23 protein-coding genes are annotated in these 20,405 nt (G+C 66.0%); 1 reads left to right on the top strand and 22 read right to left on the bottom strand.

Annotated features, from left to right (window positions below; genetic code table 11):
* Window positions 1-66: 66 nt before the first annotated feature.
* From C4900_RS01645 to bioF, 14 genes are all read right to left on the bottom strand, one after another.
* Window positions 67-1,476 carry a hypothetical protein gene (locus C4900_RS01645; protein ID WP_114282197.1) on the bottom strand — a complete coding sequence of 470 codons (1,410 nt, stop codon included), beginning with the start codon at window positions 1,474-1,476 and terminating at the stop codon, window positions 67-69.
* Complete coding sequence (locus C4900_RS01640; RefSeq protein WP_147267099.1) at window positions 1,473-2,012, bottom strand: hypothetical protein; 540 nt, start codon at window positions 2,010-2,012, stop codon at window positions 1,473-1,475. The genes C4900_RS01645 and C4900_RS01640 overlap by 4 nt, the downstream gene beginning before the upstream one ends.
* Window positions 2,009-2,743 carry a TraB/TrbI/VirB10 family type IV secretion system protein gene (locus C4900_RS01635; RefSeq protein WP_065972046.1) on the bottom strand — a complete coding sequence of 245 codons (735 nt, stop codon included), beginning with the start codon at window positions 2,741-2,743 and terminating at the stop codon, window positions 2,009-2,011. Before C4900_RS01635 ends, C4900_RS01640 begins: the two co-directional genes overlap by 4 nt.
* The gene (locus tag C4900_RS15915) at window positions 2,737-3,495 is read right to left on the bottom strand and encodes a hypothetical protein (RefSeq protein ID WP_170132374.1); all 759 of its coding nucleotides are present in this window, start codon (window positions 3,493-3,495) and stop codon (window positions 2,737-2,739) included. The genes C4900_RS01635 and C4900_RS15915 overlap by 7 nt, the downstream gene beginning before the upstream one ends.
* A complete protein-coding gene (locus tag C4900_RS01630) occupies window positions 3,492-4,118 on the bottom strand; it encodes a hypothetical protein (RefSeq protein ID WP_141689407.1) in 627 nt (208 codons plus the stop codon). Before C4900_RS01630 ends, C4900_RS15915 begins: the two co-directional genes overlap by 4 nt.
* On the bottom strand, window positions 4,099-5,187 hold the full coding sequence (locus tag C4900_RS01625; RefSeq protein WP_065972049.1) for a hypothetical protein: 1,089 nt from the start codon (window positions 5,185-5,187) through the stop codon (window positions 4,099-4,101). Before C4900_RS01625 ends, C4900_RS01630 begins: the two co-directional genes overlap by 20 nt.
* Entirely contained in the window at window positions 5,184-5,807 is a 624-nt protein-coding gene (locus C4900_RS01620; RefSeq protein ID WP_065972050.1) for a hypothetical protein, read from the bottom strand. The genes C4900_RS01625 and C4900_RS01620 overlap by 4 nt, the downstream gene beginning before the upstream one ends.
* Entirely contained in the window at window positions 5,804-8,116 is a 2,313-nt protein-coding gene (locus C4900_RS01615; RefSeq protein WP_114282193.1) for a hypothetical protein, read from the bottom strand. The genes C4900_RS01620 and C4900_RS01615 overlap by 4 nt, the downstream gene beginning before the upstream one ends.
* A complete protein-coding gene (locus C4900_RS01610; RefSeq protein WP_065972052.1) occupies window positions 8,107-8,379 on the bottom strand; it encodes a hypothetical protein in 273 nt (90 codons plus the stop codon). The genes C4900_RS01615 and C4900_RS01610 overlap by 10 nt, the downstream gene beginning before the upstream one ends.
* Window positions 8,376-8,678 carry a hypothetical protein gene (locus tag C4900_RS01605; RefSeq protein ID WP_065972053.1) on the bottom strand — a complete coding sequence of 101 codons (303 nt, stop codon included), beginning with the start codon at window positions 8,676-8,678 and terminating at the stop codon, window positions 8,376-8,378. The genes C4900_RS01610 and C4900_RS01605 overlap by 4 nt, the downstream gene beginning before the upstream one ends.
* Window positions 8,679-9,844: 1,166 nt before the next feature.
* Window positions 9,845-10,396: a GNAT family N-acetyltransferase gene (locus C4900_RS01600; RefSeq protein WP_065972059.1), complete on the bottom strand. Its 552-nt coding sequence runs from the start codon at window positions 10,394-10,396 to the stop codon at window positions 9,845-9,847.
* Window positions 10,397-10,638: 242 nt separating this feature from the next.
* On the bottom strand, window positions 10,639-11,490 hold the full coding sequence (bioC, locus tag C4900_RS01595) for a malonyl-ACP O-methyltransferase BioC (RefSeq protein WP_065972054.1): 852 nt from the start codon (window positions 11,488-11,490) through the stop codon (window positions 10,639-10,641).
* Complete coding sequence (locus C4900_RS01590) at window positions 11,483-12,199, bottom strand: alpha/beta fold hydrolase (protein ID WP_114282192.1); 717 nt, start codon at window positions 12,197-12,199, stop codon at window positions 11,483-11,485. The genes bioC and C4900_RS01590 overlap by 8 nt, the downstream gene beginning before the upstream one ends.
* Complete coding sequence (bioF, locus tag C4900_RS01585) at window positions 12,199-13,368, bottom strand: 8-amino-7-oxononanoate synthase (RefSeq protein WP_065972056.1); 1,170 nt, start codon at window positions 13,366-13,368, stop codon at window positions 12,199-12,201. Before bioF ends, C4900_RS01590 begins: the two co-directional genes overlap by 1 nt.
* Window positions 13,369-13,505: 137 nt before the next feature.
* Between bioF and C4900_RS01580 the strand changes: the two genes are divergently transcribed.
* Window positions 13,506-14,159 carry a hypothetical protein gene (locus C4900_RS01580; protein ID WP_114282191.1) on the top strand — a complete coding sequence of 218 codons (654 nt, stop codon included), beginning with the start codon at window positions 13,506-13,508 and terminating at the stop codon, window positions 14,157-14,159.
* On the opposite strand, the gene C4900_RS15910 is transcribed toward C4900_RS01580, so the two are convergent.
* Genes C4900_RS15910 through pilM form a run of 8 tightly spaced genes read right to left on the bottom strand, consistent with a single transcriptional unit; the run spans window position 14,147 to window position 20,343 of the window.
* On the bottom strand, window positions 14,147-14,737 hold the full coding sequence (locus tag C4900_RS15910) for a tetratricopeptide repeat protein (RefSeq protein WP_170132373.1): 591 nt from the start codon (window positions 14,735-14,737) through the stop codon (window positions 14,147-14,149). The two genes, C4900_RS01580 and C4900_RS15910, sit on opposite strands and share 13 nt — an antisense overlap.
* Window positions 14,734-15,204: a hypothetical protein gene (locus C4900_RS15905; protein ID WP_170132372.1), complete on the bottom strand. Its 471-nt coding sequence runs from the start codon at window positions 15,202-15,204 to the stop codon at window positions 14,734-14,736. The genes C4900_RS15910 and C4900_RS15905 overlap by 4 nt, the downstream gene beginning before the upstream one ends.
* Window positions 15,201-16,061 carry an ExeA family protein gene (locus C4900_RS01570; RefSeq protein WP_114282189.1) on the bottom strand — a complete coding sequence of 287 codons (861 nt, stop codon included), beginning with the start codon at window positions 16,059-16,061 and terminating at the stop codon, window positions 15,201-15,203. Before C4900_RS01570 ends, C4900_RS15905 begins: the two co-directional genes overlap by 4 nt.
* On the bottom strand, window positions 16,062-17,777 hold the full coding sequence (locus C4900_RS01565) for a pilus (MSHA type) biogenesis protein MshL (protein ID WP_170132371.1): 1,716 nt from the start codon (window positions 17,775-17,777) through the stop codon (window positions 16,062-16,064).
* Window positions 17,774-18,115 (bottom strand): hypothetical protein, encoded by a 342-nt coding sequence (locus C4900_RS15900; RefSeq protein ID WP_170132370.1) that lies wholly within the window; start codon window positions 18,113-18,115, stop codon window positions 17,774-17,776. The genes C4900_RS01565 and C4900_RS15900 overlap by 4 nt, the downstream gene beginning before the upstream one ends.
* A gap of 28 nt (window positions 18,116-18,143) precedes the next feature.
* Window positions 18,144-18,782 (bottom strand): hypothetical protein, encoded by a 639-nt coding sequence (locus C4900_RS01560; protein WP_114282187.1) that lies wholly within the window; start codon window positions 18,780-18,782, stop codon window positions 18,144-18,146.
* Window positions 18,779-19,420 carry a hypothetical protein gene (locus C4900_RS01555; protein ID WP_114282186.1) on the bottom strand — a complete coding sequence of 214 codons (642 nt, stop codon included), beginning with the start codon at window positions 19,418-19,420 and terminating at the stop codon, window positions 18,779-18,781. The genes C4900_RS01560 and C4900_RS01555 overlap by 4 nt, the downstream gene beginning before the upstream one ends.
* The gene (gene pilM / locus C4900_RS01550; RefSeq protein ID WP_147267097.1) at window positions 19,417-20,343 is read right to left on the bottom strand and encodes a type IV pilus biogenesis protein PilM; all 927 of its coding nucleotides are present in this window, start codon (window positions 20,341-20,343) and stop codon (window positions 19,417-19,419) included. The genes C4900_RS01555 and pilM overlap by 4 nt, the downstream gene beginning before the upstream one ends.
* Window positions 20,344-20,405: the final 62 nt, after the last annotated feature.

The raw sequence follows: 20,405 nt of genomic DNA, 5'->3' as shown, positions 1-20,405 counted from the left end.
CATGTCGGGCATGGCCATGACGCTACCCCGGTCGTCCCGGTTCGTCAATCGGCCGCGGGCATGCCCTCACGGGCAGGGCGCGGGATTGGAGGCACTGCTCAAGGCCCACGAGAAACTCTGCTCATTTCCCGCGGCGTCGGTCATGGCGACGACCAGAGGCGAGGGCACGGGCACCGGCACCTCCACCTCCCAGTCACCGGGAGTGATGGCAAGCGGGGCGCCGTCAGCGGCCCCCGCCACCACCCCCGACAGGTCCTGCCACCGGCCTGCCACTAGGACACCTCCCACCAAAGGCTGAAACACCGACACGCACGCCTGCGGCGGTGTGTTATCGATGCCCACAGACCCCTGGTAAGAGGCCTGATCGCCGGCGGCATCCCGCGCGGTCACGGTCACGCCATGCACGGCGTCACTTAGTCTGCTGGTGTCGATGGCAAAGGCAAACGCCGGGGTCGCCGTCACGGTCTGGTACTGCTGTTGATCGACGGCGATCGTGACCGACACCGGTAGCCCATAAGGGTCCGTCACCGAACCATTCACGACCAACGTTCCATGGGTCCATGGCGGCATGGGCGATACCGTCAACGCCAGCGTGCCGCCGAAAGGTGGTGGGGGAAGGGTACCAAACAAAGGCGATGTTGATTCGGCGAGCGTTCGCGCGTAGGCGAGGAGCGCCGCGGCATTGGGCCCGGATAGCGAATCCCCGGATCCCGGCGGGGCCGCCGCCGCGACCTGCAAAAGGGCATCGGCAAGCCCTTGCCGGTAGGCATCGGCGGACAGCGGGAGCGGCCCTAGCGCCAGCGTGCCGCCGGATCCGGCCCCGTTTAAGAGACCATCGTAGGCGACATCCGCGGCCATGAGGTCTGTGAGCGTCTGCGCCCGGCTGGCATTGGCGTGCGCCCAGTGCGTAAGGGCCGCGAGGACGAGCCCGTAGCGCAGGCCCGCGCCGAGTACCTGCCCGCCGCTACCGGATGCGGACACCGGGTCTGTGATCAGCGGGTCAAATCCGAGCCAATCCGTGAACCCGGTATCGGCGCGCGCCACGGCAGCCCCGGCGGACAATCCCTGGCCCTGAAAATAGCCCTCGGCCGCCACCAGAGCATTCGTTATGGGGGTGATGGCCACCGCTTCGGCGCTGCCCGACTGGTAAGGAAGCGCGGCGCGCAGGGTACCCGATGGGACATTGGCGCCGGCGGTGTTACCGTAGGATCCCCCGCTTGCCACAAGCGTTAAGGTCGTATCGAGACTCTGCACGGATGCCGCGAAATGCCCGCTGTCATCGGTGCGCGTGGTCGCAAGGACACCGTCCGGTCCGAGTACCGTAATCGATGCGCCCGCCACAGGACCGGCGCTCACCACATAACCCGCGACAGATCCCTGCGGTATGGGGGTCGCAGCCCCGGGGTTGCCCAACCGGCAGCCGCTCAAGGCAAGGCCGGCCAGTGACGCTAGCTTGTAGAGTTTTGGTATTTTCACAATAACCTCCATAGCACGACCATGCTGACGGTGGAAATGCGGGACGGGAACGCCGTCTGCGCGGTGATGGCCACGGACCACGACGGCGCAAGCGGCACGGTCATGGCGACCGCGATATTGGCATCGTTTTCGACAACCGCCGGATAGGAGGCGATGGCGTAGCCGGCGTCGTTCAAGCGTTGCCGCTCATCGAACCGATAGCGCGAGATGCCGCCCCCGATGCCGAGCCAGGGGCGAAACGCGTAACTGAAGGGCGCCCTGAGCTCCCAGAACACCAGCACACTGGCGGCGCGCCCGCGTTCGAGGCATGCGTCGGCATGGGCTTCGGTTGCGTACTGGCCGATATCGGCGTCCACGAGCCATCGCTCTCCCGCATACGCCGCGCGCGTCCACTGTCCGGTGAATTGCCAACCAAAGGCGGTCCCCGGGACGAGACCGGCCAGCAGGCCGCCACCTGCGGCCAACTGCCACGCGCCGGCGCCTGCCGGTAGTCCCAGCGCAACCACGAAAATGCCCGCTGTCCAGGTTTTTCTCATGATGTCTTTTGGGTCTCCACGTAGGCCTGCTGCGCCGGGACATAGAGGACCCGGCGCGGGATACGCCAGTCCGCCGCCGCATTCAGGGTATTTGTGCCGACCTGCCCCAGGGCCTCGGATGTCACCGAAGACTGGGCCTCCATGGTCCCGACGATGGTATCCACGCCCTCCACGACCGATTGCGCGAAGGCCGCAAGCGCGGCCTTACGTCGCCCACCCAACACATAGGCCGGAAGGCCGAGGCCATGGTCGGCACCGAAGGCCGTAGCGGCGAACGGCACGACCCGCCCGCCGGGCGTGACCGCCTCGCTGACATTGATCTGCACACGCCCCAACCGCGCCCCGCCGATGTGACCGAGAAGACGGGTCCCGGCGGGCACGATGGCTCGCAGCCCACGAACAGGGGTCTCGATATGCAGGACTACCAGGGCCGGGTCCCGATCCGTGACGCCGTGACGCAAAGTCACCGGGATCCACGACCCGGGCCGGATGCCAAACGTAGGCGGCGGGCTTGCCAGGATCACCGGCTTTACACGCGTCCGGGCTACCGCAAATGGCATGGGGCGGCGCACCGGGGCGCGCGCGGCCGCCACGGCCGGAGGCACGCCCGTGCGCGGGGTGCGGGCGTCGACGAGCCCGAGCAGCCTGTGAAAAAGCGAGGGCGTCGAAGGCCTCTGGCGCACCAGACGGCGGACGATGGCCGCGGGGGTGACGGGCGCTACGACTACCATGACAGCCGTACCGGTCCGATGGCGGTGAGCACGACCAGATGCCAGCGCCGGACGTGGCGGGCCGGGGGCACGAGCGCCAGCGCACAGGCGGTCTGCCGGCTGGGCGTCGGCGGCCGGCATGAGAGGGTGGCCGGAATGCGCTGCCACTTGTGACGACCCCGATAAAGGGCGGCGCCATGAATCGGGCCGAGCGGACCCTTGACGCCCGAGAGCGCGAAACCGAGCACCTGCTCCCCGGGCATGAGCAGCAGCCGGCGCACGCGTAGCGCAATGGTGCGCGCGCCGCGGGCGACAACGACGCGCTTGCGAATCACGACCTGCGGGGGCGGCCCGAAGGCGGCGTAGGCCCACGCACGCGCCCATGGGGAAGAATGGACAAGGCGCGGGGGCGGTACCATCTTGGGCGGCGGCGGGCGCGTAAACAGGATATCGCTCATATAGTGGCGACCACTCAGGCTCGTGCAAACGAGCAGCGATACATAGAATGCCTGCCAATCCATGAAGGCATTTCCGCAATACCGTTTATGGGCCCCGCGCGCCACGGTTATGAGAATGGCGCGCCGCCCCAGCCGGGCCGCCTGGAACAGCGGGTTCGTGAGCGCAAAGCGCGCAGGCGGCGCGCCACTCGGGAAGATGAGACGCAGGCCGAGATCGGGCACGATGGTGGCCGCCAGCGCCCGGTAGGGGCGCAGGAGCACAGTGCGCGCATGCGGCGCAAACGGTCTCAAGGAGGCAGGCAGCGTGGGCATCATGTCGTGGTAATCGCCTCCACGAGGATCCCGGCGGTATCGTGCACACGGCGCGCCACCGTGATCTCGGTCAAGATGAGCGTAAAGCGCTCGCTATGGCGCTGGCCGTCCGGCAGGACGACGTGCAGCACCCCGGACAATCGCACCAGAAAACGACCACGATCCCGGCGCACCAGGCGCCGGTGGCCCGGGCTTTTGGCAAAACTCACCCAGGAACGCAGGCGTGCGGCGCGCACCCGGGCTATGTAGGCGGTCTTGCGCAAGACCCCTACGGTCGTGGCGCGTAGCGGCGGGGCCATCATGTCGAGGGCCTGGACGTAATCGGGTACCACGGTCGCGCCGTTGACGCTCAGGTAATCACGCAGGAATCGCATGGACGCCGCGATGATCTCGCGACGGGAGCGATGGGTAGCGCTCAGCCATTGGATGCGTCCCAGGATGGTCCCGGCACGGTCAACGGCGATAATGGGCGGCGTGCGCCAAGCCACGACAAGGGCCAGCAGGACGAATGCCAGGGCCGCGCAGCCAAAGAGCATCCAGCCCAAAAGCGCATAGCGAGCCAGGCGCTGCATCAAAAGCCCTTGGGGGCCGTGACGGCGCCACACGTTAACGTCGAGAGAAATCATCGGTTCGACCGCTCCTTGGGGGTCCGTCGAATTGCGGCTTGAGGTAATTCGTGTGTATGCGGCTGCCATCGTGAGCGCTCGGCCAGAAATTCGGGTCGGGTGGAATGTGCAGTTCCGGCATGCGCCGCGGAGGCATGGACAAGATGTCCTCGTCTGGGCCATAGAAGTAGTAGTCCGCGGCCTTCGCGGCGCCGGCCCCCACTCCCACGGCCATGGTGGTCCCGACCTGCGAGAGCGCGCCCAAATAGGGGGCAAGCAACGGCTGCGCCGCGCCGGCATTCTCGATGAGGCTTGCTGTGATATAAGGGGCGGCGAGCAGCACGGCACACAAGATGAGATTCAGGATGGTAAACAGCATGTGCGCGTACACGATCATGTAGTCGGCCTTGCCCAACAGGCCCTGAAGATCGGACACGGCGTGCGTGAAGATCGGGGAGAACACCGCCAGCAAAAGCGCCTGCACGACGGGCCACAGCACAAAGAACCCGAGAAGCTTGGCAAAGCCGCGCAACAGCGACAATGTACGGCTCAAGGCCAGCGGGATCGCCACCAGACCGTAGAGGAACGCGAACTGATAACCGATGGCCTGGGCGATCCGCAACAAGGCCTCGAGAAAGGTCGTCATGACCAACGTCGCGTAGTACAGGAGCACGGTGGCAAGACGCAGAGGCAGGGCATTGATCTCTTTTATGGTGCCCCATACCCCGCTCGGCCCTTTGGCCGCCGTGTCGAGCAGGGCGGCCATCTGCGCGGCCACGAGCCGCAGAGAGCCGACCCGACCCATGGCCGCATACAAGGCGTTCAAGTAGTGGTTGACAAGACCGCCGAGCGCGAAATACACCGTCAGGACGACCCCCCACACGGCGACATCGCGGACGACGCGCGCCAGTTGCCCCGCCCCCGACACGGAATCCAGCTGCGCCTCGAGCAGGCGCGTGTACAAGGCCACCACGAAAAGCGAGGGCGTGACCGTACGCATGAGGACGTTGGCCACCGGGGCGGCGGCACGATCAACGCCTCCGGGCGTCAGATAGCCAAGTAGATCCGCCACCAGCGAGGCGCTGCTCATGGGGTCTCTCCAAAGGCACGGTACAGTGACGCCGCTTCTTCAGGCAGGTGGCGCGCATTGTGTCGTTCCGCGGCGCGCCGGATCGCCTGCCGTTCCCGCGCCCGCGCCCGTTTGGCGGCCAGTGCAGCGAGCGCGGCCGTGGAGCGCGCGGTGACATCACCGCTGGTGCGCGCCCCAAGGTTCGTGGCCGACAAACGCAGGTCCTGTCTCACCCCGCGTCCGAGCCAGTGCAGCCGCGCAAGGCTGCCGAAACGGCGCGACTGCTGATGCACGTAGGCCATGGCATCGCGCGCCTTGTGGGCGGCGGCGTCCGTGGTCCCGAGAAACGCCCTGAGACCGTGCGGCAGGCCGTGCGGCAGCCGGCGTTGGGCGTAGCGGGCGAGGTTGCCGTTGGCTATGCTCTTGGCGTCACGCTGCGCGCTACGCAAGGTCGACTCGACCGCCTGCAGCCTGTGGACCTCACTCAAGACCGTGCGGTAAATGGCGATGGTCTGATGAAAAAGGGTCAGGAGCTCCGCGTGCACCGGGGGATCAAAGGTGATATCCCCCACGCCCAAGAAGGCCCCGGCGGGCGCTGCGCCCAGAACCCACAGCACAAGGACGGCGCGCGCCGTTTTCATGGCCCCTCCTCGTAAAACCGCGCCAGGCGCGCGAGCGGATCGGATACCTCCGCCCCGAGGCGCTCCTTGCGCGCCAGACCCTCCGGGGTGGTGTCGGCCAGGGCCAGTATCGCTGCGGGGAAGGTGAGTCGCAGCCCGTAGTACTGGGGGCCGATCGAACGGATCGCCGGTCGCCACGGAAGGTGCAAGGGAAAAGGGAGCCGTTTCCAGACCTCCAGGGCACGGCCTGGCATGCCGATGCGCTCGGCAATCTCCTCCCAGCCATCATTACGGTAGAGCAGCGACCTCAAGGGCATGGAGTTTACGATCTCCTTTTCCATGAGATCGATCTCAGCGAGCCCCTGGGTGACGATATCGACGGCCGCCGCCTCCTTACGCCCCATGCGCGCGATCTCCGAGACGAGACGCGACAACACCCCTGGGGCGTGGGCCACGAATCTGTGGATCTCGTCTAGTAACACGCGCGCCTGATTGCGACCGGAAAACGCCAGATTCAAAAAGCGCAGACAAAGAAACACGAGATAAAACGTGAGTAGCTTGGGGCTTGCCCGATCCACATCCTTCAGGTCTATTCCACTGATCCCGGGGTTGATTTGCACGTTGTCCTGCCCGGCAAATACCCGCCCTTCCGGTGTTTCCAGAAAACTATGGAGATTAGCGGCCATGACGCGCGATGCCTGCCTTTGCTCCGGGCTTGCGTCGTCCAGGGCGTCGAGGGATTTCAAGAGGTCGACGAGCCCCGGGTCTCCGGCCCGGGCGTTCTCGTACAGACGGGTCAGGGCCGCGGCCCCCGCGGCCGCTTCGTGGAAATCGAGCTGGGTACGGCCGTCTGTCAGGATAAAGGCCAGGATATTGAGCGTACCCGAGGCGAGCAGCGGATCTAGGCCGCCGGCAGCCTGCACGCGCGGCGGCAGGGGATTGACGGCCGCCGTCCCCGGATCGAGTTTCACATACACTCCCCCCAGCGCCTCGATGGCCCAGCGATAGGTCGATCCGATCTCGAGCACATACCAGTCGATGCCAAACGGATAGGTCTCGACGATGGTAGCCACCTTGTCGACGCCCTTGCCGGCACCGGTCATGGCCACCGTGAAACCATGGGCCACCGCCTGATGGCTGTAGTCGAAGGCCACGGGCTGCGAGGCCAGGCCCAGGCGCAGCGATTCGGGGTAGGAGGACCCGGTCCGAAAGACCTGCGCGGGGGCCATGGCCGCGATCAGCGCGCCATAGTCGGGGCGCCAGATCGGTGACCGGTAGCCCTGGCCGGGCTGGGATATGCGAAAAAACGGCAGCTGAACGAAGTCGTCGTCGCGCGCCCGGCCGCCCTTGCCCTGCAGACCCTCGACGAGCCGCGCCAGCGCCTGGGGTGGGACACCATCGAGATCGACGCACACCGTATAGGCGTTACGGTGCACGCGCCCATCCTGGTCGGCCACCTGTTGCCGGAACCCCTGCATATCCCTGAGGGCGGCGACCTGCCGCTCCCGCCCCTTACGGGCCAGGGCCCCCTGCGCCACGCGATCGGCCCGTTCAGAGGCACGGAGCACACGCTCGGTGGTCGCAGGCATGATGACCTGGGAGATGTGCAGGCTTATGGCGCCCGAGACGCTCGGTAGGATCCAGGCGGGATCGATATCCGGATAAAGATGGAGATAGAAGACGCGCCAGATGTGGCCATCGACGTCCAGAGACCGCTTGCCGGGTCGCGGTGGCACCACGATCAGTTGCTCGGCGAGCGATAGCCAGGGTTCGAGTCCCGACGGCGCCGGGCCCTTGTCGTAGCTTCGCTGTATGAGCCCGGCGTATTCCAGGACCGTGGCCACCCGGCCGCCCGGGAGCAACGCGCAAAGCTCCGCCGCCAGGACATCGAGTTCGGCGCCGCGTTGCGCCTGCCCATTCAGGGTGCGGCGCACGCCCGCCTCCATTTTGGGCAGGCAACCCACGATGAGCGCGACGGTGTTGACGAGCACATAGGGCGCCAGATGATCGGCGATCTCTGCGCGCATGGCCGCCGCAAATGGGCTCTTTCGGGGCGCCTCTTCATAGTGCGCGAGGTAACGGCTCACGGCTTGCGGATGACGCTCACGCCAGAGATGAAACTCAAGCCAGTACCCGTCCGGCAACCGGTCCAACACCCGACCTATCGTGGCCCATTCCCGCGCGCGACCGGCGCCGTCCTCGAATTCGGCGTCGAGGCCATTCCACAGAATCGCAAGCGATACGGCGCCATCTCCGTGCGCTACGACGTTTTCACTCAAGGCGTGCGACCACGTATAGATGTCGCAGTAACGGCGCGCACCTAATGCCATGCGCCCTCCCGCGCGACGATCCGCGCATCCCGCCTCGAAAGCCAGAAGGCGTACGCAAACACCGCATCGTCACCGATCAGGATCGCGCCTACGCCAAGAGGAAAGGCCACGATCGCGGCGGCAATGGCCATGGCCGCGACTGGCTGCGGCAGGACCACCGACGCGAGTGCGCCGGTTACAGTCGTAAGCCCCGCCCCCGCCGCACCCAGGGGAAGGCCCAGTATGCGCGTGGGGGCCAGACGCTTGTTATAGGCCGTCATCATGACCCGATCACCAAGGCCGCGATACCGTAGGCGCTGGCCGCGAGCACCAGACCCAATACACTGCCCACGACATAGCTGCGCCCGCGATCACCCTGGCCTATCGCGAAATATCCGGCACCTATCAAGATACCGATGATGGCAAGAATGCTCACCACCAGCGCTATGACATCGGTTATGGCGTGTGCGCGTTCCTCGATGGTGATGCGAAGATCCGATCCCTGCGCGTATCCCGGCAGGCGCATGATGGCAAGCGCGGGGGATGTGAAAAAACAGAATATCAAGAGAGTCCAGCGTTTCATGTAAATACCTCCACAGAGGCCCGGCACATTACGCACATCGACGTCTCTGGGGTATTGGGTAAACCGAGGGGCCCATGCGCGGTAGTAATCATCGCCTCGAAAAGGCAGGGTTCATGAGAAATGCGCTCGATCGACACCGAGCAGGTCGTGCGCAAAATGGTCTGCGATAGGGACGCCCGGTAGCGGTTTCTGGGGGCCGCCGCTGAACTGCCTGGCGAGCGCCGTGAATGGTTTAGTGAGAGACGTGTAATGTCTCGTCGTAGGTGTCGAGCCAGAGGGGTTCTGGTGGAGGCGGATCCCGCGAGAGGTTACTGCACTCGCAGCCCGGGCGCCGCAGGACACTAGGCGCCTCGCATAGGATATCGGCGGGGCCGTCCTTATAGACGTGGCGGTTCTCTATTACGGGCCTATTGGATCTCTCATGACGTACGGCATAGGGTCAGGCGCATAACCGCCGGATCCTGTCGGCGGTTTGTCGCAACATGACCGCGATGCCTTGATGGCGGATGGGACCACCGAACGCACCGCCCGAACCTGGGTGTACCGGGAGCCACAGCGGGAGATCTTAAACGCAAGCGGGTCAACGTCGTACGGAAGCGGCACAGCCGACAGCAGGCGATTGCGGCGAACTTTCGGATGCATGTTGTCGGCTGTGTTGAAGATGGCTTGGAGAGGGACTTATAGTAAACGGAGCGTTTACCGAAAGAGCCGATCCCATCTATTATGAACGCGGCCGACAACGTGCGGCTGTTCGAGTGCCCGGAAGAGAGGCGGTCATGAACTGAAAAGGATATGTGGCCTTGGCGCGCGAAGGAGATGGGGTATGACAGGTGGGCCGTTCCACGTGCATAGACTTCGCCTTCGACGCGTTGGCGCCGGCGCACTATGCCCGCCAACCGAAGCGCCACGAGGCCTTCACTCGGGAACTGAGGAGTTGAGGGTTCGGTAACGGGGTAACAGAGCCCCAAATACTCATCGTCTACACCCGAAATATCGCCCTATGTGTTTTCATAGAAATGTTTGGTCACCGCACAGGGTTATGTTGCAGAAAGCTGTGCGGCATCATACGAAAATACGAGCGGCACCATAAACCAACACAAAAAGGCGTAAGGGGAGAGCCACGCAAGACATGCGCAGGCGCCGCCATCCGCCGACGGACCGTTGGCTCAGAGTGGCCGCTCTCTGGAGGGTGCAACCAGCGCAAAGACGTAGGCGGGGACCGGCTGGCCGCGAACACGGAGTCGATTGGGCGCCACGCACTCCAAGCGGGCACCGATCTTGCGCGCTACCCCCGCGCTGGCGTCGTTGCCGAGCGCGACCACGACCTCGATCCTCTGAAGCCCGAGCACGGCAAAGGCGTATTCGACGAGTGCCAGGGCGCATTCGCACGCCACTCCCTGACGGCGGTGCGTTGGCCGTACCCAGTACCCGAGGTTCGCGATGCGATTGTGGGAATCGATACGATTCAGACCGGCGCCACCGATAAACGCCTCCTCGGCCAGTGAGAATATGCCGTACTCGTAGCTCGTCCCCGTCTTATGACCGACGGCCACAGACCGGAACCAGCTACGCGCATCCTGTTCGCTATAGGCCTCTTCGGCCCAGGAAATCCAATGGTCCGCGGCGACCGCGGCCTCGCGGACCGCATACATGAATGCCGTCGCGTCCCGCCTTTCATAGGGACGCAGCACAAATCTCGGTGTGCGGATGATCGACATGCCCGAAATATCCCCTGGACCATTGATGCCTTGCATGCTGCCATGGGTCGGGGCCGATGGGAATCTACGAGACACAAGCGACGGGCCTCTTGCCCATCTCGCGCTGCGGCGGCTGTGATCACGGGCGCCTGGAGTTTTGGGGAAGGGTATATGGGGCCTGGCAACGCGGCAACGGCCAACGAGACCGCATGATCTGGCCTCCCGCAACTCTCCGGGAACAGCAGTCGCGCCCTGGGCCACGATCAGGCACTGCGGATGGGGATGACGGGACGGCCTTTGGATGGAATAGACGGGGGCGGCGCGCCCGGTGGGACCCACGCCTGACCATAGACGACTTCGTAGGTCACAGGCAACCGTCCGTCCTGGCGGAAGCCTTCATAGGCCTGTTCGAAGCGCCGATAGCGCCCCTTGCCCGTGAGCCCGGGGAAACGGGCTGCTGCGGCATTATGCGCCCCGATACGCTTTAAATCGCGCAAGGCAGCACCTACCGACTCGTATGTGAGGGTATAGTGCTCGACATCGAGCACGGGATCCGAGAATCCGGCGTGGATCAGGGCATCCCCCAGGTCATGCATATCCACGAAGCTATGCACATGCGGCCGATCATCGACATGCGCCCAGGCATCACGCAGCTCCCGCAAGGTATCGGGGCCAAAGGTGGCAAAGGTCAACAGGCCGTCCGCGCGCAAGACGCGGCGAAACTCGGCAAAGGCGCGCGGGGCATCCATCCACTGCAGGGCCAGACTCGAATAGATGCAATCGATGCTCTCGGCGCGCAGAGGCAGGTCGTGGGCGTCCGCAACCCACACCGGGCTTGGACGCCACAGCACCCGACGATGGCGCGCGGCGCAAGCCATCGCCCATGCGATATCGCAGGCCAGCACTCGCGCCTTACGAAACCGGCGGCGCAGTCGGGGAAGGGCGTAGCCGGTGCCGGTGCCCACGTCGAGTAAAGTGGCGGGCTCGATACGCAACCATTGAAAGCGACTCAAGAGCTCATCTGCCACAGTGCGCTGCAAGACTGCACTCTCGTCGTAATGGCGCGCCGCGCGATCGAAGCTGTGGCGGATGGCCCCGGGGCTTAGGTCATTCATCGAGGAAATCCCGGATCAGGGCGGCGCTCTGCGGCAGCGCGTTGAGAAATGGCGCATGTCCGCGCCCTATCGCGCATAAACGCGCGTCGGGCATGAGCGCGGCGGTCGCGCGCGCGGCCTCGATCGAGACGATGGTGTCGTCGATGCCGTGCAACAGGAGCGTCGGCGCGCGCACCGCGCGCAAGAGCGGGCGGCAGTCGCTTTCTTGAAGCACCGCAAGCCCCTCCGCCAAGGCCTGCGGTTGCGGCACGCCACCGCCTTCGAGATCCGCCATGAGTGCGCGCACCTCGGACCGCGCGCCGGCACCGGCCTGCAGGGTCAGGAATCGTCGTAAGGCGGCCTCATGATCGACGGCCAACTGCTTGGCGAAGGCCTGAAAGACCGCGGGTTCGGTGCCATGAGGCCAATCGTCGGCGCGCACGAAACGGGGCGTGGCACCGATCAGAATAAGCCGGCTTACGCTTTCGGGATGGCGCGCGGCGAGCGTCAGGGCGATAAGCCCGCCGAGTGACCAACCGAGCCAGGCATGGGCCCCCGGATAACGCGCGGCAAGCCCGGCTGCAAGCGTGTCCGGGTCGAGCGCGCCCGGCTCGTAGGGCGCCTGTCCGTGGCCCGGCAGATCCAGTGATGCACAGGGTAGCGCCAGGGCCTGCTCAAGCCCGGCAAAGACCCTTCGATTCAGTCCCCAACCATGCACGAGCAATAGCATCAAGCACTACCCGGTGGCAGGGCCGCGAGCGCGCCAAGGAGGTGCTCGACATCATCACGGGTATGGGCGGCGCTTAGCGTAATGCGCAGTCGTGCACTGCCGGCGGGCACGGTCGGCGGACGCACAGCGGGCACATGAAGGCCGTGCTCGCGCAACCGCGCGCTGGCGTCGAGGGCGCGGCCGGCGTCGCCCAGAATGACTGGCTGGATCGGGGTGGATGACGGCAAAACCTGCAGGCCGAGTTGCGCGGCACCCGCGCGAAATTCACGGATGCGCTCGCCAAGTTCGGTGCGCCGATACTCCTCGGCCACCGCGATCGCGAGGCTGGCCTTGGCACAAACCGCTAAGGCCGGTGGCAGGGCGGTCGTATAGATATAGGGGCGGGCGGTCTGTACCAGGGCCTCGATGACATCCGTACTGGCCGCCACGAACGCGCCGAACACACCGAAGGCCTTGCCGAGGGTGCCCATGTGGACGAGCGCGGGATCGTGACCAAGGCCGTGAGCGGCCGGCGTGCCACGCCCTTGCGGGCCTACGACACCGAAGGCATGGGCCTCATCCAGCAAGAGTCCGGCGCGGTGGGCCTGGGCGAGCGCGAGCAACCCCGGAACATCCGCGGTATCGCCGTCCATGCTAAAGACCCCGTCGCTGGCCACGACCCCACCGGGTGCAGCCGCGGCCAGCGCGCGCTTGAGGCCTGCGACATCACGGTAGCGGTGCCGGTCGGCCTGCGCAAGGCGCGCCGCATCGATGAGCGAGGCGTGATTGCGCCGGTCCTCGAAGAGCCGGCCGCGGCGCGGGCATAATGTGGCGACGAGCGCGAGGTTTGCCATATAGCCCGTGGAAAAGAGCAGTGCCCGGGGGGTACCCACGAACGCCGCCAGGGCCTCCTCGAGCTCGTGATGTGCCTCGCTGTGACCACCGAGAAGATGCGAGGCGCCGGCCCCCACCCCGTAGCGGCGGGCCCCCTGGCACCAGGCCTCCACGAGTCGCGGGTCGTTGGCGAGCCCCAGGTAATCATTGCTTGCGAACGACAGCAGGGTCCGCCCATCCACCTGGACCGAGGGGCCCTGCGGCGATTGCCGGCGCTCACGCCGCCGCCACAGATCCTGATCGCGCAGACGCGCGAATGTCCGTTCCAGAGTGCTCGCGAAAGGATCGCCCGTCATCGGTCCCGGTCTCGGTTGGGGAGGCGCAAGCATACGTGGGGGCAGGCGCCCGATAAAGACAGGGGCGACTTTGGGCGGTTGGGAAGGCCCGCCACCTTCGCTATCGTGCCCTCTCTTGCGACCTCTGAGGAGCCACCATGATACGACGATTCGCTCTCGGTGGTCTGCTGATCGCCGCGCTGTGCGTGCCGGCGTGGGCGGGCGTAGGCCTAAGCGCCGGCGCCGGAACCCTGGGGCTTGGGCTCACCCTCTCGGCCCCCATCGTTCCGGGATGGGTGGATGCACGCCTATTGGTGAACGGCGGGCGCATCACGCGCCACGAAACGACCGACGGACTCCGCTATAAGGGTCGGGCGCACTTTCGTAATGCCGCGCTGCTCGCCGACCTCTACCCTTTTGGCGGCATTTTCCGTGTCACGGGGGGTGTCTATTACGATGACAACCGGGTCGATCTGACCGGCACGCCCGTAAATGGCATCTACACCGTCAACGGCTACACCGTGCCGGCGGCAGCGGTCGGGCCGGTCACGGGCAGGATCACCTATGCGCGTTTCGCGCCCTACCTGGGATTGGGCGTCGGCAATGGCGCGCGGCCCGGGGCCGGGTTCACCTACGGCGTCGATCTCGGCGTGATGTGGGACCGCCCGACGACGACCTTGAATGCCCCGGGTGCCGCCTACGACCCGGCCCTGGCGGCCGAGATCGCCTCGGTGCGCGCCCAGATCGAAAATCAGGCGAACCGCCTGAAGGCCTATCCGGTGATCTCCGTGAGCCTCGGCTACCGGTTCTGATGTGCGCCCTGGAAGGCGCGCAGCTGCGCCTGCACAAACCGCGCAAGGACCGGGGGCAGGGGGCAGGCGGCGGCGTGCCGCCAGGCCCGGTAGGCGCGCGCGGTCTGACCCGCGCGGCGGTCCATGAGGCCCAGGCCCACCCACAACGCCCCGTCACGAGGAAAACGGCGCAGTGCGCTGCGGTAGGTCGCGCGCGCCGCGACCTGATCCCCGGCGCGCCATTGCGATACCGCCAATAGCGCCCAATAGGACTCGCTGTCGACCCCTACCGCACGCACACCGGCGAGTCGCCGCACGGCAAAGGCCGGCTGGCCGCGGCGCAGATCGACCTGCGCTAGCAGCAGGGCGGCGGGCAACGCCTGTGGATGCCGCTTCAGGGTCGCGCGCAATACCTTACGGGCGCTGCGCAAGCGCGCCCCCTGGAGGTCGAGGGTAGCAAGCAAAAGCGCCGGGCGCAGGGCCCCGGGATTTAGGCGCAGGGCGAGCTTACAGGCCGCGCGCGCCCGTCCGGCCTGTCCGGCCTGCAAGGCCAGCACCGCGCTACGGTACGCCGCGCGCGCCCTTTCGGTAGCCGTCAAGGGTGTGCGGCGCCGGGATATCGCCGCCGCCTGCGCTCGAAACACGAAGTGCGACCGGGGGGCGGCGCATGCGCGACCACTACCGGTGCCGGCACCGGTGCGACCGCACCCTTGGCAGACGGGGCCCGGGGGTGAGACACGGGGCGTCGCGCCAGCGGCTGAGGCCGCGCGGCGACCAGCGGCGCGCGGGCGCGGGGCGCCGCCACGGTATGGCCAGCCGGCGTGGAACGGGCCACCAGGGCATGGGCGGCGGCGCCTGCACGGCCCGGGCTGACATACCACCACATGGCGGCCACGATCGCCGCCGCCACCAGCACCCATCCGGTTATCCGCAAAGGCCATCCAGACCGCTGATCGGTGGTGTCCGAGGCCGGCCGCAGGTCGTCTAGGACCGGCCGCTCTGGCGGGGCCTGGGCGTTGCGTTCACGGGCCTCGAGGTCACGCAGTACCTTATTGATGAGGCTCATCGGCGTCCCCGGAATGCAAGCCGGAAAAATCCCCCATGCACACGCGCGGCCTCGGTGTCAGCGCATGCCAGTCGCATGTGCCGAGCGCGCACCACGCTCGAGCCTTCGCCATAGGCGACCATGAGCGATTTGTGGGCGAGGATATTGGCAAGTCGCGGGATGCCCCCGGAGGCCCGGTAAAGTACACGCAGGGCACGCCTCCCAAACAACGCCGGCCCTTCATAACCCGCCACATGCAGCCTGTGCCGCAAATAATCGTCGGTGTCGCTCAGCGACAGGGGGGCAAGCCGGCACGAAAAGGCGATGCGCTGGCGCAACTGGCGGACCGAGCGGTCCTCGAGACGCGCATCGAGCTCCGGCTGGCCAAACAAGACGATCTGTATGAGCTTGCGCTTCTCGGTCTCGAGGTTGCTGATAAGCCGCAAAGACTCCAGGGTCGCAACGGGCATGGCCTGGACCTCATCCAGGCACAACACCACGCGCCGGCCTTGCGCGGCGCTTGCGATCAGATGTTCGGTGAGACTATGCGTGAGGGCATGGGGGCCGTGACCGGGGACCGAAGGGAGCGCGAGCTCCGTGGCGATCGCCTCCATCAGGGCCAACGGGTCGAGCGTAGGATTGGGGATATAGGCGGTCGTGAATCGGGCATCGGCGGCAAGCACCGCCAGGAACTTGCGACACAACAAGGTCTTGCCGGTCCCAACCTCGCCTGTGACCTTGAGAAAACCCTCGCCCATGCGTACCGCCGCAAGCAGCGTATTCAGGGCCTCTTGTTGACGGGCGTGGGCAAAATAGTACTCGGTATCGGGCGTGAGTCCGAAGGGCAGTTCGCGAAGCCCGAAATAGCGCTCGTACATTTAATGACCCGTTATGCGCGCGATCCGTCTCTGGGCGCGTGTCAACTCCCGCCCCCATGGGCCGCCGAGATCCACGACCGTCGGCTTAAGGAGGATCACAAGCTCCTTTTTGACTCTTACCACCTTCTTGTCCTTGAAGAGATTGCCAAGCAGCGGGATATTACCGAGCAGCGGCACCGAGGCGTTATTGTTGGTGGAGCCTTCCTTCATCAAGCCACCGATGACGATCACCTGGCCGCTTTGGGCGCGCACCACCGAATCCGACTCCTGAATGGAGCTCGAAGCGAGTGGGAGATTGAACGCCTGCCCGGAGACGCTGAATTGCTGATTCACCTGCGTCACCTCGCTCACCGACGGGTGAATATAAAGAATGATCGATCCGTGACCGTCGATCTCGGGCGTGACATCGAGCGCGATCCCCGAGAAGAATGGCGAGAGCTGGACGGCTGGCGTTGTGATCGGGGAGATCCCGACCAGCGATTCGGTGTTGGTCACCCCAGTCACGAAAAACTGATCGCCCCCGACCTTGATGACCGCCTTCTGCTCGTTCACGGTCGATACCCGCGGGCTCGACAGCACCTGCACGCGCCCCTCGGTATTCAAAAGCTGGATGAAGGCCGCGAAATTCCCGGCATGCAGCGCGAGGCTGAAGATGCCGCCAAAAGCCGACACCGCGGTGTTATTGATCGGTGAGTAGCCGTTCGCGCCATAAGGATTGGGGGAGCCGTATGCGGGATTGATGTTGCCGGTGTTGCCGCCTATGGTCGCCACCCCCGAAGACAGCAGCTGGCCACCCCCGGTCTGCGCGCCTATCACCTGCGCCCCGGCGATATTCCCGAGCTTGGCCCAGTCGATGCCGCTCTGATAGCCGCTCTTTAGGTCAACCTCCAGGATCTTGGCGTCGATCACGACCTCGCGGTCGACGCTCGCCTGGGTGAGCCGCAGGAAGCGGCTCACGGTATGCAAGGTCTTCGGGCCGGCCCGCACCACCAACAGACCGGCCTCCGGATTGGCGATCACCTCGCGGCCCGGCCCCTTGCCGACCAGCGCCGTGACGGTCTTGGCTAGCGTGGCCCAGAAGTCGCTGCGCGAGGTGGTCTTCACGGAGATCGTGGGGGTCATGCCCTGCTGTCCGCTCGTGGGCATCGGCGCCCCTTCCATGGTCCCGCCGGTGGTCCCGACGCTCGTGAGGCTCTCGCCGGTGAGCCGCGTCTCGGAGATCCCGGTGCGCACGATATCCAGGTAATGAACCCGAAACAATCGCGTCCTAAGGCCCGCAGACAGGATATAGTATTGGTGCCCCCGCCGCCGATACTGGTAGCCGTCCTCGGTGCGAATGACCCGCATAGCCTCGGGCACCGTGACATTCTTCAAGTGCACAGTGATGCGTCCGGCGAGGTGGTCCGGCAGGGCGATGCTGTAGGATGTGCCGCGCACGAGTTCCGTGAACACCTGCGCTGCCGGCGCGTTGCGTGTATTGAAATCAAAGCGACTTGGCACCACCAGTGTCCGCGCATGCGGTAACTGGATCGTGACCGGAGGGACCAGGGCGTTGGCCACCGCCGCCGAAACGGCGGCCGGCCTTTGCGATCGCACGCCCGCCGCCAAATTGCGTTGCATGCGCGCGGTGAGCGGTTTATCGAAGCCCCGCGGCGCGCACCCGGCAAGCGCCGCGGCGAGACCCGCCGCCAGGAGACGTAGTCGCCGCGATCTCATGAGACCCCATCCTTCACGACCGCCGTCTTCTTCACGTAGCGGCCGCGAGCGAGAAACAGCCGGTGCGTGCCATCGCGGCCGCGCAGCACGACCGAGTCGTGATGGATGGCGATCAGGCGCGCCGTCCCGATACGCGACCCTACGGTGGCGACCCGGCCATCGATCAGGGCGAACCGCCGCGCGCCGTCGCGCATGATGGCCTGCAGGCCGGATGCGTGCGCCCCCACCGCGCCCGCGGGATCGATCCACGGGGGACGCGTGGGATCCGTGAGACCGTAAGCGCTCGCCCCTTGCGCCCATATCACGAATACCATCGCCACAAGCCATTTTCTCTTCATACCCAATACCATACAAGGACCGTGCCAATCATTGGAGCAAGGCCTCGTGGGTGCTTAGCGTGTAGACCCGCAACCGTACCGTCGAAAACGGATAGCGATCGGTAGTCAATGTCACCCGCCCCCAGAGGACATGGCGTTTGGTGTGGGCGAGCACCGTAAGATAGCGCAACAAGGCGCCATACGTGCCGCGCACGACGAGCGTCATTTCATGACGATACAAAAAGGGTTTGTCTTTCGGATTACGGCGCACGGCCATTACCTTTCGGTCCACAAGGGCCACGACCGTCACCCCCGGGGAGCGCGCCAGGACCTGGCGCAAAAGGGCAGGCATGTCGCGGGCCGGCACCAATCCTGCCGCAAGACGCGCGAGATGCGCCTTGAGCACGCGCACCTTGCGCGCAAGCGCCTTCAGTTCCGCGGCCTGGCGGGCGCGGGTTCCCGGCGCCAGGATGGCGTCCAGGCGGGCATCGATCTGGCGGGTCTTGGCGTGCAGAGAGGCCAGATCGGCGGTGACTGCGTGTGCGCGATTTTCGAGCGGGCGGATCACGGCGATGATCATGAGGCCATAGGTAACGGCCACGATCGCCGCAAATAACAGGATGCGCTCACGCAGCGTCAGGGCGTCGATACGCTCCTGGATGGAAACGATCTGCGCCTTTAGGTTCATGTCGCACCCTTGGCCGCCGCCGGGGCAGGGGCATGGGCCTTGGCGGCCGTACTGGTCGTGCTGGCCGTGAAATCCACGTAGGGCCGATAGCGCCCGGCTATGCGCGCGCGTGTGATCACAAGCCCCCGGAAGCGGTAACCGGCGAGACTGGGTCCGGCGACCACGCGATGCAGAAAAAGCGGTACCAGGGCCGGGCGCAGGCTGTGACCGGCAAGCTGGAGCGCGCGCTGCCTGCGATCCAGGGAAAAGCGCGTGATCCAGAGGCCGGGAAGGACGCCGCGACTCATGGCGACCAGGACCGGCGCAGGGCCGATCTCGGCGCGGCGGCTTTGGCGCAGAAAGCGGCCAAGCCCCTTCAGGGTCTGCTCGCGGCGCTTGAGGGCCGCGAGCCGCGCACGCGCACGGCCCACCCCAAAGACGCTGTCGGCCGATGCCAGGCGGGCGACCGCGGCGTGCTCCGTTTGCCGGGCATTGGCGAGCGCCCCGGAGAGACTCTCGACCTGCCAGGCATCGAAGGCGGCGGCGACCAGCCCGAGCGCCACGAGCGCAAGCCAGGCGCGCAGCATGACGCCGGCGGAGAACAGCTTGGGCTCGCGCCGGAAGATCGGATGATAGAGATTGATCTGCTGGGAGATCACAGCGCCACCTTGTCCTGGCGCAAGGCCGCACCCAGGGTCAGCAGACAGGCGTCCGGGACCGGCACGTCCGCCTCGACGTCGCCGTAGCGCCCGGCCTCCCAGGACGCGACGCGTTGCGTGAGATGGTTTCGCAGAAAGGCCACGAGCGCCTCGGTGCGCTGCGTGGCCGGCGCCACCACGACATGCATGATGGGGTTTTGCCGAAAAGAGCTCTCGAAGTAATCGAGCGAGCGCTGCAGTTCGAGCAGGAGATGCTCGAATCCGCGGCTGTCGGCCAGGGTCGATGAGGCGTCGGCGACGGTGCGCGAGAGATAAAGCGCGCCATCGCGCGTTATGGTGATGTACACACCATCCTCGGTCAACGTAAGCAGCGCCACGCCCTCCCGATCCTCGGGCAAGAGATACGCGAGATTGCGCTGCGCGAGCTCCGGGATGTCGATGATATCGAGGGCTGCGCCGGCGTTGTGCATAAGGTCGGCGCGCGCGCGTATCGCCTCGTTGCGTCCCACCACCACATACACGAGCGCCGCGCGTCCGGGCATGCGCACCGGGACGTCGAACACGTCCAGGGTGGCGTCGTTGACATGGAAATCGATCAGGTCCTTGATGCGCCAGCGCAGCGCCGCGCGCAGTTCCTCGGACTTCACGTCCGGCGCCTCGGTCTGCAACAGCCGATACTCGCCCTCGCCAAGCAAGGTCGTGCAGGGTTGGCGCTTGAGGTCGTGGTCCTGGACGAGCCGCGCGAGGACCCGATCCGGCTCGGCGCCGTCATAGGGCCGGAACTCGGCGATAGCAATCCGGGCCGGCGCCTGGGCATTGCGGACGACGCGCACCAAAGAGAGCCCCGAGGCGTGCACGCCGATGCCGGCGAGACCCGCGTCCCGGCGCCCGCGCCGCCAACGTCCCCACATACCTCCCCCCATATCGCTCATCCTCACGGCCTATCCATCGCTTTGGGCGTGCCACGGCGGTAAGCTCTTTTGCC

The sequence above is a fragment of the Acidiferrobacter thiooxydans genome, assembly GCF_003333315.1.
In the GTDB taxonomy this organism is placed as follows: Bacteria; Pseudomonadota; Gammaproteobacteria; order Acidiferrobacterales; family Acidiferrobacteraceae; genus Acidiferrobacter; species Acidiferrobacter thiooxydans.
The sequence above is the reverse complement of the archived record's forward strand: the minus strand, read 5'-3'. Positions and strand labels throughout refer to the sequence as shown.